Source organism: Affinundibacterium seohonense, from assembly GCF_014284305.1.
GTDB lineage: Bacteria > Pseudomonadota > Gammaproteobacteria > Burkholderiales > Burkholderiaceae_D > Undibacterium > Undibacterium seohonense.
On sequence record NZ_JACOFW010000013.1, the window covers coordinates 1 to 14,316 of the forward strand.

14 protein-coding genes are annotated in these 14,316 nt (G+C 47.0%); 7 read left to right on the top strand and 7 right to left on the bottom strand.

All coding sequences use genetic code 11. The annotated features are described in order from the left end of the window. Window positions 1-333 precede the first annotated feature (333 nt). A complete protein-coding gene (locus H8K52_RS12140; protein WP_186923173.1) occupies window positions 334-1,620 on the top strand; it encodes a Glu/Leu/Phe/Val family dehydrogenase in 1,287 nt (428 codons plus the stop codon). 129 nt (window positions 1,621-1,749) lie between these two features. Here the strand turns inward: H8K52_RS12140 and H8K52_RS12145 are convergent, their stop codons facing one another. Next, entirely contained in the window at window positions 1,750-2,133 is a 384-nt protein-coding gene (locus H8K52_RS12145) for a hypothetical protein (protein WP_186923174.1), read from the bottom strand. Window positions 2,134-2,205: 72 nt separating this feature from the next. On the opposite strand from H8K52_RS12145, the gene H8K52_RS12150 reads away from it, so the two are divergent. The 3 genes from H8K52_RS12150 (at window position 2,206) to H8K52_RS12160 (ending at window position 5,235) form a co-directional block, all read left to right on the top strand. After that, window positions 2,206-3,084, top strand: coding sequence for a transporter substrate-binding domain-containing protein (locus tag H8K52_RS12150; protein ID WP_186923175.1), 879 nt, complete (start codon window positions 2,206-2,208; stop codon window positions 3,082-3,084). 293 nt (window positions 3,085-3,377) lie between these two features. Then, the gene (gene pyrC / locus H8K52_RS12155; protein WP_186923176.1) at window positions 3,378-4,427 is read left to right on the top strand and encodes a dihydroorotase; all 1,050 of its coding nucleotides are present in this window, start codon (window positions 3,378-3,380) and stop codon (window positions 4,425-4,427) included. 7 nt (window positions 4,428-4,434) lie between these two features. Continuing rightward, window positions 4,435-5,235 (top strand): DUF3025 domain-containing protein, encoded by an 801-nt coding sequence (locus tag H8K52_RS12160; RefSeq protein WP_186923177.1) that lies wholly within the window; start codon window positions 4,435-4,437, stop codon window positions 5,233-5,235. A gap of 94 nt (window positions 5,236-5,329) precedes the next feature. Here H8K52_RS12160 and H8K52_RS12165 read toward each other — a convergent pair whose 3' ends face one another. The 5 genes from H8K52_RS12165 to H8K52_RS12185 all read right to left on the bottom strand — a co-directional run bounded on the left by H8K52_RS12165 (window position 5,330) and on the right by H8K52_RS12185 (window position 9,046). Then, window positions 5,330-5,575: a YdcH family protein gene (locus H8K52_RS12165; protein WP_186923178.1), complete on the bottom strand. Its 246-nt coding sequence runs from the start codon at window positions 5,573-5,575 to the stop codon at window positions 5,330-5,332. A gap of 98 nt (window positions 5,576-5,673) precedes the next feature. After that, window positions 5,674-6,552, bottom strand: a complete 879-nt coding sequence (locus H8K52_RS12170) for a MurR/RpiR family transcriptional regulator (RefSeq protein ID WP_186923179.1) — start codon at window positions 6,550-6,552, stop codon at window positions 5,674-5,676. A 381-nt stretch (window positions 6,553-6,933) separates the two neighbouring features. Then, entirely contained in the window at window positions 6,934-7,371 is a 438-nt protein-coding gene (locus H8K52_RS12175) for a DUF2147 domain-containing protein (protein ID WP_186923264.1), read from the bottom strand. A 351-nt stretch (window positions 7,372-7,722) separates the two neighbouring features. Further along, on the bottom strand, window positions 7,723-8,703 hold the full coding sequence (locus tag H8K52_RS12180) for an SRPBCC family protein (protein WP_186923180.1): 981 nt from the start codon (window positions 8,701-8,703) through the stop codon (window positions 7,723-7,725). Continuing rightward, the gene (locus H8K52_RS12185; protein WP_186923181.1) at window positions 8,660-9,046 is read right to left on the bottom strand and encodes an ArsR/SmtB family transcription factor; all 387 of its coding nucleotides are present in this window, start codon (window positions 9,044-9,046) and stop codon (window positions 8,660-8,662) included. The genes H8K52_RS12180 and H8K52_RS12185 overlap by 44 nt, the downstream gene beginning before the upstream one ends. Before the next feature lie 396 nt (window positions 9,047-9,442). Between H8K52_RS12185 and H8K52_RS12190 the strand changes: the two genes are divergently transcribed. Further along, complete coding sequence (locus tag H8K52_RS12190; protein ID WP_186923182.1) at window positions 9,443-10,726, top strand: hypothetical protein; 1,284 nt, start codon at window positions 9,443-9,445, stop codon at window positions 10,724-10,726. 184 nt (window positions 10,727-10,910) lie between these two features. Here H8K52_RS12190 and H8K52_RS12195 read toward each other — a convergent pair whose 3' ends face one another. Then, window positions 10,911-11,447, bottom strand: coding sequence for a DUF2058 domain-containing protein (locus H8K52_RS12195; RefSeq protein ID WP_186923183.1), 537 nt, complete (start codon window positions 11,445-11,447; stop codon window positions 10,911-10,913). A 375-nt stretch (window positions 11,448-11,822) separates the two neighbouring features. Here H8K52_RS12195 and H8K52_RS12200 point away from each other — a divergent pair, with 375 nt between their 5' ends. Then, window positions 11,823-13,475 carry a choice-of-anchor I family protein gene (locus H8K52_RS12200; protein WP_186923184.1) on the top strand — a complete coding sequence of 551 codons (1,653 nt, stop codon included), beginning with the start codon at window positions 11,823-11,825 and terminating at the stop codon, window positions 13,473-13,475. A 233-nt stretch (window positions 13,476-13,708) separates the two neighbouring features. Further along, window positions 13,709-14,176, top strand: a complete 468-nt coding sequence (locus H8K52_RS12205) for a VOC family protein (protein WP_186923185.1) — start codon at window positions 13,709-13,711, stop codon at window positions 14,174-14,176. Window positions 14,177-14,316: the final 140 nt, after the last annotated feature.

Below are 14,316 nucleotides of genomic sequence, written 5' to 3' on the forward strand. Positions count from 1 at the left end.
TGGATGAACGATTACAACGAGCAATGCCCACATGATTCACTCAACGGGATGACCCCTGTTGAATTCCGGTTGTTTCACCAACCTCAAAACTCTAGTAATACCTGGCACTGATTAAGGGAGGTTTACAAACTTATCTTCGTGTTTTGCATAAAAATGTGGTTATGCATTTCATGCATAGTTAGATGCAAACAAAGCATTGGAGCGCTGGCAAGCACTTGCCTTAAGATGCGCTGCCTTTGATCAGATCGAGAAAAAGCGATGTGATCAAGTCAGAACAAATGCTAATTCAAGCTTATTTTGAGCCACATTATTCAATACGAATCGAGACTTACCATGTCGAGTAATCACCAAATCCCGTCCTACCTGACCCCACATGCGACTGGCCCATGGAATGTATACCTGGAGCAAATTGACCGCGTGACGCCTTACCTAGGCAGCTTGTCTCGCTGGGTTGAAACCTTAAAGCGTCCTAAGCGTATTTTGATCGTTGATGTCCCTATCGAGCGTGATGATGGCACCATTGCCCATTTCGAAGGCTATCGCGTTCAACACAATACCTCACGCGGTCCAGGTAAAGGTGGCGTACGTTTCCATCAAGATGTGACCTTGTCCGAAGTGATGGCCTTATCTGCGTGGATGACGATTAAGAACTCCGCAGTCAATGTGCCTTACGGTGGTGCTAAAGGCGGTATTCGTGTTGATCCTAAGACTTTGTCACGTGGCGAATTGATGCGTATGACGCGTCGTTACACCTCCGAAATCGGCATCATCATCGGCCCAGATAAAGACATTCCAGCACCAGACGTCAATACCAATGAACAAACGATGGCGTGGATGATGGACACCTATTCCATGAATGAAGGTCGCACGGCGACAGGCGTGGTCACAGGTAAGCCAATTTCCCTCGGTGGTAGTTTAGGTCGTCGTGAAGCGACAGGTCGTGGTGTGTTCGTCGTTGGTTGCGAAGCTGCTGCAAAAAAAGGCGTGACGATTGCCGGTGCAAAAATTGCGGTGCAAGGTTTTGGTAACGTCGGCGGTATCGCGGCACGTTTGTTCGCTGAGGCCGGTTCTAAAATTGTTGCGGTACAAGATCACGGTGGCACGATTTTCCACTCGAATGGTTTTGATGTGCCAAAGCTGTTAGATCATGTCGCAGCGCATGGCAGCGTGGCTGGTTTTGATGGCATAGAAGCGGTATTGCCTAACAATGAATTCTGGTCAGTCAATTGCGACATCATGATCCCAGCGGCATTGGAACAGCAAATCACCGAAGCCAACGCAAACGAGATCAAGGCTAAGATTATTCTTGAAGGTGCGAACGGCCCAACCACGCCAGAAGCTGATGACATCTTGCGTGATCGTGGTGTTTTGGTTGTGCCAGACGTTATCGCGAATGCCGGTGGCGTGACAGTTTCTTACTTTGAATGGGTACAGGATTTCTCTAGTTATTTCTGGACTGAAGATGAGATCAATAATCGTTTGACACGCATTATGAAAGAAGCTTTCAGCTCTGTTTGGCAAGTCACAGAAGACAAGAAAGTTTCTTTGCGTACGGCTGCATTTATTATTGGTTGCACACGCGTACTACAAGCGCGTGAAGTCAGAGGTCTCTACCCTTAATTGAGCGCGGCGATAAATTCGATTTTCGGGCGCTGTGCGGCGTTGTCTGTCCTCGCAATATTGACATATTGCTGCGGGCGACGCCTTGCTCTGCATCCCGAGAATCAAATTTCTCTTGGCTCAATGCGTTCAGTGAGGATTTACGGTTGACTTGTCAGGCGGCGATTTTTCCGCTTCTGGCGATGCCAATTGTGCAGGGCAGAAAATGGATAAAGAAAGCGTTGTTGTTTGAGGTTTAGCAGGGGTTTTGATGTGCATGCACATCGCCTGAGTTACGGTCTCCGCTTGCAAGCGGAGATGCGCCCTGCAAGGGAAGCGAGTTTCAACGCTTTCCCATTTTTTGCCCTGCATAATTGGGAACCCGAAGGGCAGCGACAGCGCGGTCGCCTTCTTTTGCTTACTTTTCTTGGCGAAGCAAGAAAAGTGAGTGGCCGCCGGGCCACACCCGGCCAGAGGTCGCGAAATAATCATCACAAAGTTGAAACTCGAAGAAAACCAAACCAAATCAAACATACACCCTCCACAACACACAAATCTCTCAAAGTGTAAAATACCACGGCAATCATTCCCCCAAAAAGGAACACCGTGTTCAAGCTGTTAAGTTTTGTCTTAGTTTTGTTAATTGCCACAGAAGCCAACGCCGCCGACACTCTGGCGCGTATCAAAGAACGCAAGACCATCGTCATCGCGCATCGCGAAGCCAGTGTTCCCATCTCCTATTTATCCGAAGACAGCAAGCCCATAGGCTATGCGATGGATATCTGTGCCAATGTGATAGAGCGCATCAAACGCGAACTAAAACTGCCGCAACTAGCTATCAGCTATTTATTGGTTAACCCATCGAATCGACTGTTAGCGATACAAGAAGGCAAGGCGGATATGGAATGTGGCACCACTGCTAATACCGCCGAGCGACGCAAACAAATGGCGTTTTCCATTCCTTACTTTTTTTCGGCAACACGCTTGTTAGTAAATGCCAATGCCAACATAAAAAACTGGATCGACCTATCGCAAAAGCGCGTGGTCGTAGTACGCGGTAGTACCGCATCGAGTTTGCTGAGACAGCAAACTCAATTCACATTTTCAGAATTAAAAATCATAGAAACCAGCACGTCACGCGCCGCCTTTGAATCACTGAAAGCTGGGCAAGCTGATGCTATGGTTGGTGAAGAAGTGGTTCTAGCCGGATTACGCGCAAGTGCAGAAGCAGCATCACAATGGAAAATTATCGGGGACGGCATCGGCATAGAAGCCCAAACGATTATGTTAGCCAAAGATGATCCCGTTTTGAAATCACTGATCGATAAAGAAATCGCCAGAATGATGAATGAAGGTGAACTCAATAAACTCTATGAAAAATGGTTCATGCAGCCGTTGCCGACGAGAGGTGTGAACTATGCTTTGCCTATGAGTTTTTTACTGCGCGATAGTATGCGGTTTCCGTCGGATAAGGTGTTCAATTAAGATCGGTGACACAGCAAAGTAGGTGCGATTAGCATCGCGTAATCGCACGAATGATCAATTTTTGTCAGATGGAAGTGCCATCTTCAAGTCTGTGAAAGAGAATTTTTAAGTAATCTTTATTTAAATCTAAACGAAGATATTCATCTGAATTCCATTCATGTGTTTAAAACTGACGGTGACATACGTGCGATTACGCAATGCTAATCGCACCTACTGCACTAAAACGGTAAAATAGAGGCTAATTTGATGTTTTCAGAACAATCATTGCCTCCTCATCGTTTTAGCGAGCTTTTATGACTACCTCTTCCATCCAACAAATCACCATCACCCGCCCTGACGATTGGCATCTCCACTTACGTGACGGCGATGCCCTAAAAACTGTCTTGCCACACACCGCAGCGCAATTTGCGCGCGCCATTGTGATGCCGAATTTGAAGCCACCGGTGACCACCACCGCATTGGCTGGAGCGTATCGCCAGCGTATTTTGGCGGCCTTGCCAGAAGGCATGTCGTTCGAGCCATTGATGACTTTGTATTTGACCGATAACACGCCGCCAGATGAAATTCGTCGTGCCAAAGATAGTGGTTTTGTGCACGCGGTGAAATTGTATCCAGCGGGTGCAACGACCAATTCCGATGCTGGTGTCACGGATTTGCGCAAATGCTATAAGACTTTGGAAGTCATGCAAGAAGTTGGCATGCCGTTCTTGGTACATGGTGAAGTGACGAGTCCTGAAATTGATTTGTTTGACCGCGAAGCGGTGTTCATTGATACCGTCATGAAGCCCTTGCGTGCCGATATGCCAGAACTCAAAGTCGTGTTTGAACACATCACTACCAGCGAGGCCGCAGCGTATGTAGCCGAAGCGAGTGGCCCGATTGCAGCGACGATTACTGCGCATCATTTGCTGTACAACCGCAATGAAATTTTCAAAGGCGGCATTCGTCCGCACTATTACTGTTTGCCAGTGTTGAAGCGCGAGACCCATCGCCAAGCTTTGGTGAAAGCGGCAACGTCGGGTAATCCCCGTTTCTTCCTCGGCACGGATTCTGCACCTCACGCTAAGGGTGTGAAAGAGCACGCCTGTGGTTGCGCTGGTTGCTACACCGCTTTGCATGCGATGGAATTATATGCGCAGGCCTTCGATCAGGTTGGTGCATTAGATAAGTTGGAAGGCTTTGCCAGTTTCTTTGGCCCTGATTTTTATCAATTGCCACGCAACGCTGGCAGCATGACCTTGAAACGTGAAAGCTGGACATTGCCGAGCGAGTTGAGCTATCTCGATGGCAGCCTGGTGCCTTTGAATGCTGGTGAAATCATCAATTGGAAAGTCTCAGAGTAATCCTAGAATGACTAAGTTTTATTCCGTCATTGATTGGTCGCGTCCTTGGTTGACATCTATCCTTCCTGCCGCTCAACATATTCTTGCGCAGGAAGATTGGCGTGCTGCCTTAAACCATATCGCGCAGACCCTTGATTTGCGTAATCACCGAGATTTGCCTTTGCAATTTATCCCACAAGAGGCATTGCCTGACGGTGTCGCTTACGAAAGTCATATCAGCCAAGCCGGTAAAGTACCGACACGTGAAAATCTGCATGACTTTTTTAATGCCTTAGTATGGTTAAGCTTTCCGCTCATTAAACGTCAGCTCAATGCCTTACAGTCAGCGCAAATTGATAGCCTTGGCATAGGGAAATCACGTGGGCCAGCCCGTGATGCAGCAACGATCTTCGATGAAAATGCAGCGCTTTTGGTGCTAGAAAATTCTGAACGAGGCCATCGGCTTTTGGCTTGTTTACGTGAGCATCAATGGCAACAGGCTTTCCTCGATCATCGCGATGATTTTGGTGCTGTGGCACAGGTCTGGAGCTTTGGACACGCATTGATGGAAAAGCTGGTGCAGCCGTATAAAGGTATCACCGCGCACACTTGGGCGGTGTGGGTTGATCCTCACTTTTTCAAGCAAGATTTTGCCTTGCAGGTGCAACAACTTGATAGGCAGGTGAGCGCACAATTGCAATCCCATGCATTGACGACCGCAGACTACACACCGTTGCCGGTACTTGGCGTACCGGGTTGGTGGCCAGGGCAAGATCACGCATTTTATGCAGATCAATCTGTATTTCGTGCGAAACGCAAAACCAGTTAAGTTCTCTTGTCGACATAAAAAAAGGCGAACCGAAGTTCGCCAAAATTTGCCCTACCAACTCAGTGACTGTTGTACTCAACAGTGTTGTAACTAATTACGCAACGTGGTTCTGCAATAAATGGAACAACTGATCTTTCAAATGCATACGAACTTTTTTCAATGTTTCTAAAGCTGCGTCGGCTAAATGTTCTACGCCGTTTTCTGCGCGGTTAATTGCCTTGTCAGTATCGGTGTATTCATCGAATAATTTGGCAAAATGCGCGTTAGCTAATTTTAAAGTATGAATCGTGTCTTTGAATTCTGGGAATTCGAGAGCTAATGGATGATGTTCAACTTGCATGGGTAAAACTCCTTTAGAAAATAGTTGCTACCGAATCGTATGACATCGATGATAGAGCTATTTCACTAAAGGAGAGCTGATCTAGATCAAGATAGTCTTTACTTTTTACCGTGGTGTAACCACGGGAGCATTAATTCTGTGGTTTCAGCTGCGATATCGACTGAGGACTCAGATTGATTTGCCACCGCTGCACAGATTGCTTCAATCAGGCATAACACGATACCTTCTGAATTAAATTGTGGTTTCGTTTGGGCGTATAAAGTGACATCAGCGATCGAAGCGACTGGTGAGCTGGGCCTGTCGGTCAGCGCCAGAATCGGCACTTGTCGCTTCTTTGTTTGACTCAGTAGGGTGATCACATCGCTGGAATAGCGCGGAAATGAAATGGCAATCACCAGATCCCGTTCCGTGTACTTGTATAGCGTCCGTGAGACTTGGGCTGGTCCGCCAGTGCCGATGTTGGTTTGCACTGAGTTGCAGTAGTTGGTCAGTGCATGGCACATAATGCCGCCTAAGTAAGCGCTAGCGCCATAACCAATAATGTAGATATGTTCCGCTTCCAAAATCATGTTAACTGCACGATCACAAACATCGGGGCGGAATTCGCGGCGGGTAATTTCCAGATTCGCGATGTCGTCGGAGAGTGAACGACTAATGACTTCTGAACTGCTAGAGGCACGGCTGATTTCGGAACGTAATTCTTCAATCGGTGCCAGCATGGTTTCAAAACCAGAAACCAGCTCAGCACGAAACTGTGGATAACCGTCAAAGCCTAAGGCACGGGCAAAACGATTGGCGGTCGCATTCGAGATCCCAACGGCATCAGCTAGTTCATCAATCGACATGGTGGCAGCTCTAAACGCATTGCCAACGACATAATCTGCGGTAATTTTGTGTGACTTCGACAATGAGCCATAAATGTGACCTATGCGCTCATTAATTGACCCCCCCTGGGTCTTGCTCTTTTTTGGACTCATTATAATTTTCTTGGTATTGCCAGTGATTGCTTACCTATGAGCGAACATAGACATGCACAGGATTTAAGATAGTTCTTGATTTGACTATTTAATAACTCCGAAAATACCACAGGACGCTTGCGCTATCAATCATTGCTCTGAATTCTTCATCCTTAATTGCTATTTTTATGATGTTTTTTATGCATTGGCATCGACGGCACTTAAATTCTTGAATGGGTGAGACATTTGCCCAGCCATCGCGAATAGTCGATGTTTGACCGGATAGGTGCAGCCGTGCGAGAGCACTTTCTCCAATCAAAGACTCAAAATCCGGTCGCGCAGAGATCTCTGATTACCTATAAAAAATGGCAGCCGAAGCTGCCATGGTGAAGGGGAGATAGATTATTCTTCGCGTATCCAGATTTGCGTGCGTCCAAACATCGGCATGCCAACGTAGCCACGCACTTCCAGTTTTTTGTTGTTTTCTATCAATTTGAGTTTACTGCTGTAGAGCTTGCCATTGGCAGGATCAAGGATTTTGCCACCACTGTATTCGTCGCCATCTTTTTTGATATTAAAAAGTATGGTCAGGCCGATTAATGGTTGATCTTTATTGCTGCCCTCGCATTTGTCGCATTTCGGGTTTTGATCCTGATCGGCTTCGCGGAATAATTTTTCGATTTTGCCTTGAAATTCGCCTCCAGTTTCATTAATGCGCACCAGCGATTTTACCTTGCCAGTTTTGTCGTCTATGGTTTTCCACAGACCTGTTGGCGAGCTTTGGGCAGCGGCCATTTGCGCTGCAAGTAGGCTCAGTATGGCAAAACTAGATTTGATCATTCCAGATTTATTCATGTTGTCTCCGATTTTTATAAAGAGGGCAAAAACTGCCAAAGAATTGTACGTGCAGTTCTTGAAGCAGCACACGAATTTACTAGAGTTAGAACTTTAAACTACCAAATTACAACAATAATGTGCCGGCATTCTTTATTTGTTGATGGCGTGCAATGCCGATAACGTCGTGCACACAAGTGTGATTCCGCAATTCGGATTTTACCTCCCACAAACAGTAGAAGGTTTAGCGATGAGTTGGTCGTAAAACTAAAGAATTACGTGTACGATTTAATTCTCACTTCGACATACTGCACATGTAATTGCATCAGTATTTCGCCAGGCAGAACTCTCCTCATCTCAAGCAGTTTCTAGCTGGGCTTCCAACTTGTCAAAGGAACCCGTCCATCCCATCGTCATGCCACCGCGTGCTTGCATAAATACTTCTAATTCCTCAGCGGTCACCGCGCCGTGCGGTTCCCATGTCACCGTCACGCGGGTACGATCGTCTGCCTCCTCAGTGAACAGCACGGTGGTCAACATCGTCTCCGGCCAGGTTGGTGCCATCGGATGACGCGAGATGTTTTCATGCGCATCGCAAAATTGTTGCGCGTAGACTAGACGATTCGGTCGATCCATTTCCAGATACGCGGCGCGGCCGTACATGGTCACATTATTCTCGCTACTGCCATTCGTCATCAAATAGAACGAACTACCACCGACGCGAATATCGGCGCGATTAAACGACATCGTAAATCCAGTTGGTGGCAACCATGTTGATATGTGCTCGGCTTGTGTCCACATGTCATACATGACATCGATCGGTGCTGCAAAGCTGCGATTGATAACGAAGCGTTCTTTGTGGTCGATTTGCTCTGCGAGATATTCTGCAAAACGATCCCAAGTGGAGTCACCACCAGCTTGCTTGATGAACTTGCGTGTTTCTGCTGCAGCTTCTGCGGTCGCCAAGGCCATCGTCATTTCCATCTGCGTTTTCTTGCCAACGGTGGAAAACAAAACAGTCACGCGAAACAGTGGTGGCGTGAGTTCCGTCGCGCCGTGGTCATACACGAGTTTTTTGTATTGTTCGATTTCGTGGTAAGTCGCGATATTTGGATAATCAGTGCCATCAGGCCCATGCATGGTGTAACGCCAGGTGCCACCGACACTCAAATCTTTGCTGTGCGTAGTCAGTGTAAATCCGCGCGGCCCCCACCACTGCGCCGCTTGTGCAGGATCGGTCCAAGCGTCCCACACCATCTCCACGGGGGCGTCATATAGACGCACGAGGTGGATTTCATTCGCTTTTGGCTGTACTTGTGCTTTTGGATTTGCGGACATTCTTTTTACCTTTCTTTTCAGCAGTGATAGTTTGTAGATAGAGATCAAGGCGATCAAAACTTTGTTCCCAAAACACGCGATATTGATCCACCCAGTCCGCCGCCAGTTTCAGGTTTTCACCATTGAGCTTACAAGGACGACACTGCGCATCGCGCGTTTTGGTAATTAGACCAGCAGTCTCGAGAACCTTGAGATGTTTGGTAACAGCAGGTAGGCTCATATCATTTAGAAATGGCCGCGCCAAATCAGACACATTCGCCTCGCCGTGCGAAAGCTGCGCCAAGATAGCCCGGCGTGTTGGATCGGCAAGTGCCGAAAACGTTAAACTCAGTTGATCTTGCATAATGTACCGATTGGTTAATTAACCGAATGGTTTAATAGTAGTTTGAGTTTTGGGAGGCGTCAAGAAATTTTGGTGGCTCGGTTATCGATGTGGAGCGGACGGATCAATGAATACGCCGTTCTGCTTCGTCGAAACGCGGCCTGCCTTGGTTTGTATTGGTTTGACGGCTTATCTAGCAAAGCGATATTGAAAACAACTTCCTCGTTTTCGTTTTGGTTATCGTGAATATTTCTCAACGTCTGGTTTTATGTATTTGATTTACTTAGACTTTCCTTTATGATCCTTGTTGTTGATAAATCAAGTCGGTCAGGTTAATTTTCAATCTTGTCCTTTTGAATTAAAGTTAGGCGAAATGCCCACCATCCGAAGCAACATGGACAAAATTTAGAGGCTGCTGTGAATACCATTCTGTTGATTGCAATTATAATTTTAGTGGCCGCGTTTATTTCATTTATTCTACTTCTTCAAAGAAGGACGAATAGTTCCGCCAGCATGATCGCGCCGGAACGGATTGACCTTAAACCAGATGATGCCTTAGAAATAATAAGTGACTCTGGATACAATCTCGCAATATTCGATGACAACGGACTCAAAGTGCTTGAGTCAAGAGAAATAGAAAAAATACCTGTCGGGGCTCATATGGTTGAGTCATCCAGCAGTGCAATTAGTCGTGTCAAACACCTTGCAGCCGACCTATTTAAAGGCGCCGCAGGCATTCCGAACAACACTGTAGAGGTGCTTTTCAAGCCCGAAATCCATCAAGGCTTAATTGATGGAACGTACACCTTGATGAAAACAAAATCAGGAGAAATCCTGGCAGATGCGGTTGATGCCTCAAATAAAGTGGTCGGGAAGGCTCGATTAATTCAAGGAGGAAAAGCGAAACAACTTGCCGGAGGTGCCTTTCAGCTTGTAAGTATTGCGGTTGCTCAATCACATTTGGCAGATATTGAAAGAAGTCTAAGCGCAATCAAAGACTCAATCTCCGAGGTGCTTGAAAGGCAAGAGAACGAAGACAAGGCAAGAATTACTGGAGCCTTTGACTATTTACGCGAAATCTCCACACACATGAAGGAGCTTCGTTGTCCTGATGAGCTCCCCCAACAAAAGAGGAACGCGATTGAAGGGATCATCAAGGACTCCTACTCTTGGCGCAACAAGTTAGAAGAAGACATGACCTCATTAATCAATACAATATCAAAGCTCACCGATCGAGACACTTTCGGGACAGGCGATACATTTGAAGAATTAAAAAATCTCATAGACAAAGTAAGGCCACTCTTAAAGCGGCGCGAGCTTTTCCTCAACCTTGCCTCAGCTATAAATTTTGTTACAGCTTATCTTGATCCTGCAAAACGCGAATATTCAAAGATTGATGTAAACGAAGATCGTTGGGCAGACCTTATCAACCAGTTCAAAAAATCCGCTTTAGAGCGAGAATCTACGCTCTTGGAAAAATCTTTTTGGAATTCGAATGAAACTTTGCACTTACGCAAAGATAAGCTTAGGTCATTGTCTTCTGACTATCACCGATCTGGGAATGATCAGCAAGCCGAGTACTTCGCGTTACGGAGTTCACTTGCAGAGAGCATGTCTCGCCTTATTGATCCAAGCGGCAATGTGCGCATTGCAATCTCATATGACGATCAGGGTAACGTTTGTGGTGCAGCAATACTTTAGCCATGCAGGGCGGGTGCAACCCGCGCGGTATATCTGTCGATCAAGTTTGCACATAGTTCAGGCGGCGCGGATTCCACCCGCCCTACATGGCGTTGAAGATTGGATGAAGTTGAGCAAACATACAGTCAATTTTAACGATGTTCGCCCATTTAATTGTTTTTGATTTGCAGTTGGCGTCAAACTTCTACCAAGTAAAGTCATCCGGAATCTGGTAGGCGGCATACGGATCATCTTCGTCAACTTCGGTTGATGTTTTCTTTACTCGCACCACCAGCGACGCATCGCGTTCTTCTATTTTTTCCGCGATAACTCGGGGAAGCAATTCGGTTTTTCCATCCACGCACACGATCATGAGCCGGCCAGCAATCAGATGTTTTTGTACTTCGGCCGATACGTAGATCTTATCGATCTTGGTGCCATGGGTGTAGTAATAAGCGATGTCGCCATTACCTTTACTTTGTCGATTGTTTTGCACCATCTGTACGATTTGCGCAAACACGGCCTTTTGAGCTGCCGCTGCATCGCGTTGTGCATTGAGTTCACGTGCGCGTTCGGCATTTTTTCGTTGCACTTCAAGCGCAGCCAAACGTGCCTCATCGACACTCTCGCTGCCAGTACGGCGCTCGACCTTTTTTTGTTTGACCTTGTCCTGGTGAACCAGTTTGGCCTTGTTTTTATCGACTAAACCCGCTTTTAAAAATTGATCTTGCAATGATGCCATAGTGCATTCCCATAAAATAAGTGCCACTGATTCAAGTCAACGCTGTTGACTGATCGCAGGCCGCCAGCATATCAAAATTTCCGATTCTGCGCCCCTGCAAAGTGTCAGCCGAGCTCTCATTACTAAAATTTATTGGCGTGGCGAACCCACTTTCGGTGCGCTTTTTGAGTTCACTCGGATTTGTACATGACCACAACCACCTTTTCCGCTGATTGAATGTTTTCGTTTTGTCTTACTCAAGCTTGTCGCGCCACCATGTCATATCCTCGTCATCAAAGCTTGCCAGAATTCGCCGTTTGATTGCGACGCCCTAAATGCGTGGCCATTTTCTGCGCTCACTTTTCACGCTTTTCACTTTTTAGACGAGAGACATCCATGTTGACATCCAGCCGACGCCATCTATTGGCCTCATTTATTCTTCCCATCACACTCCTGAGTGGCTGCGGTGGAAGTAGCAACGACACCAAGGAAACGCCTATTCCAGTCGCTCCGACGCCAGTTAGTATGACTTTAGAAAAAATCGGCAGCTACGACGGCCTTGTGCTTGGTGCTGCTGAGATTACTGCGTTTGACCCAGCGAGCAAACGTTTGTTTGTTGTCAATGGTGCCAATGGTTCTGTTGATGTACTCGATTTAACTACACCAGCAACACCGAAATTAATTAGTGCCATCAATGTCAGTAGCCTCGGTGGTGGTGTGAATAGCGTGGCGGTCTATGATGGCTTGGTCGCCTTGGCAATCGAAGGCAAAGCAAAAACTTCTCCTGGTGTAGTGGCGTTTTATAATGCAGCTGACCTCAAATTGTTGCACTCAGTTGCCGTGGGCGCATTGCCGGATATGGTGACTTTTACGTCTGACGGTAAGCAATTGTTAGTTGCCAATGAAGGTGAGCCAAATAGCTATGGCTTAGCCGACTCTGTTGATCCTGAAGGTTCTATTAGTGTGATTACAGTGAACCGTACTGGAACATCGACGGTCGCTACAGCCGACTTTAAAGCGTACATCGGCAAAGAGGCAGAACTCCGTGCTAGCGGTGTGCGTATTTATGGTCCAGGTGCCAATGCAGCACAAGATCTCGAACCAGAATACATTGCGATTAGCGCCGACAATAAAACAGCCTATGTCACGCTACAAGAGAATAATGCCATCGCGATAGTCGACATCGCGACAGCAAAAGTGACAGCCATCAAACCATTGGGCTTTAAAAATCACAATGTCGCAGGTGCGGGTTTAGACGCGAGTGACGAAGATGGCGGCACGAACACCAATAGCGGAACACCTGCGATCAAGATTGCTCCACAGCCGGTCAAAGGCATGTATCTGCCTGACGCTATTGCACGTTACACAGTCAACGGTAGCACTTATCTGATCACGGCAAATGAAGGTGACGCACGTGCAGATTGGCCAGGATTTAATGAAGAGACGCGGGTGGCTACGCATTGCAAATTGGGTTTAGATCCAGCAGTGTTTGGCAGTGAAGCGACAAACCTATTGTTTGATTCCAACCTCGGACGCTTACGCATCACGACCACACCAAATGGTGGTAGTGCTGGTAAGAATGCGGCAGGATTGTGTACTGAATTATTCTCATTTGGCGCACGTTCCTTCTCGATCTGGTCGACTGATATCGTTCGAGTGTTTGACTCTGGTGACGATTTAGAACAACGTACTAAAGCGCTCAGCAATGTCGCTTTCAACGCCAGTCACGACAACAACACGCTCGATGGACGTAGCGCCAGCAAAGGCCCTGAACCAGAAGGCGTCGTCGTCGGCACATTCGGCAACAAGACTTTCGCCTTCATTGGTATGGAACGCGTTGGTGGCGTGATTGTGTATGACGTCACCAATCCAACTGCGCCGATCTATGTCACTTATCTCAATACGCGTAATGCCTTAACAGGTGATCGCGGGCCAGAAGGCTTAGCATTGATCACCGCAGACAAGTCACCAAATGGCAAACCATTATTGATCGTTGGTAATGAAGTCAGTGGTACGACGGCAGTCTTTCAATTGAATTTGACCTACTAAAATGTCGATGACATCCGTCTGAATTGAGCAAGTATTCAGACGCGGATTTGCAAGTCAAAAAGCCTCCTTCGCGGGAGGCTTTTGTATTTTGGCGAACCCATTCTGAGCGATGAATTCTAATTTGAAGATCTACTAGTTGATGGTGATGGATGTTAATAAGTTGCCTTTTACTGAACTCTAGTTCAAGCTTGTTACCCGAAATCTTCCAACCCATTCCTTAAAGGAGTATCGCCATGAGCAATGCCATTCGCACCTGTCTTTGGTTTCGTGACGGACGAGGCCAAGAGGCTGCTGAGTATTACTGTTCTTTGATTCTCAATAGCAAAGTTGAAAGTGCCTATGTAGGTGACAACGGCTATGGCGTATTCTCCGTGATCGACTTCACGTTAGGCGGTGTCCCTTACCAAATTCTCGATGCGGGGCCGATGTTCACATTGAGCGAAGCTGTGTCGATTGCGGTCGCGACCGACGATCAAGCTGAGACCGATCGACTATGGGCAGCCTTCACCAGCAACGGCGGGGAAGAAAGTGTCTGCGGTTGGCTGAAAGATCGTTTCGGTGTGTCTTGGCAAATTTATCCAAAGCGTTTGCTTGAATTGACCATGAATGTCGACAAAGCAGTATCGAGCAAAGCAATGGCCGCGATGATGAAGCAAAAGAAGATTGATATTGCTGAGATCGAGGCGGCGGTTCGCGGGTAGGAACTAGCGGTGTGAAACTTCGTTGAACATGGTTGCTTCGCTAAAATTGGTAGGGCTGGTGCAAACCGTGCGGTTTATAAACCGATCAACTATGCACATTGGCGAGGACGTGCGGGTCGTACCCATCCTAGAAGGCTGCG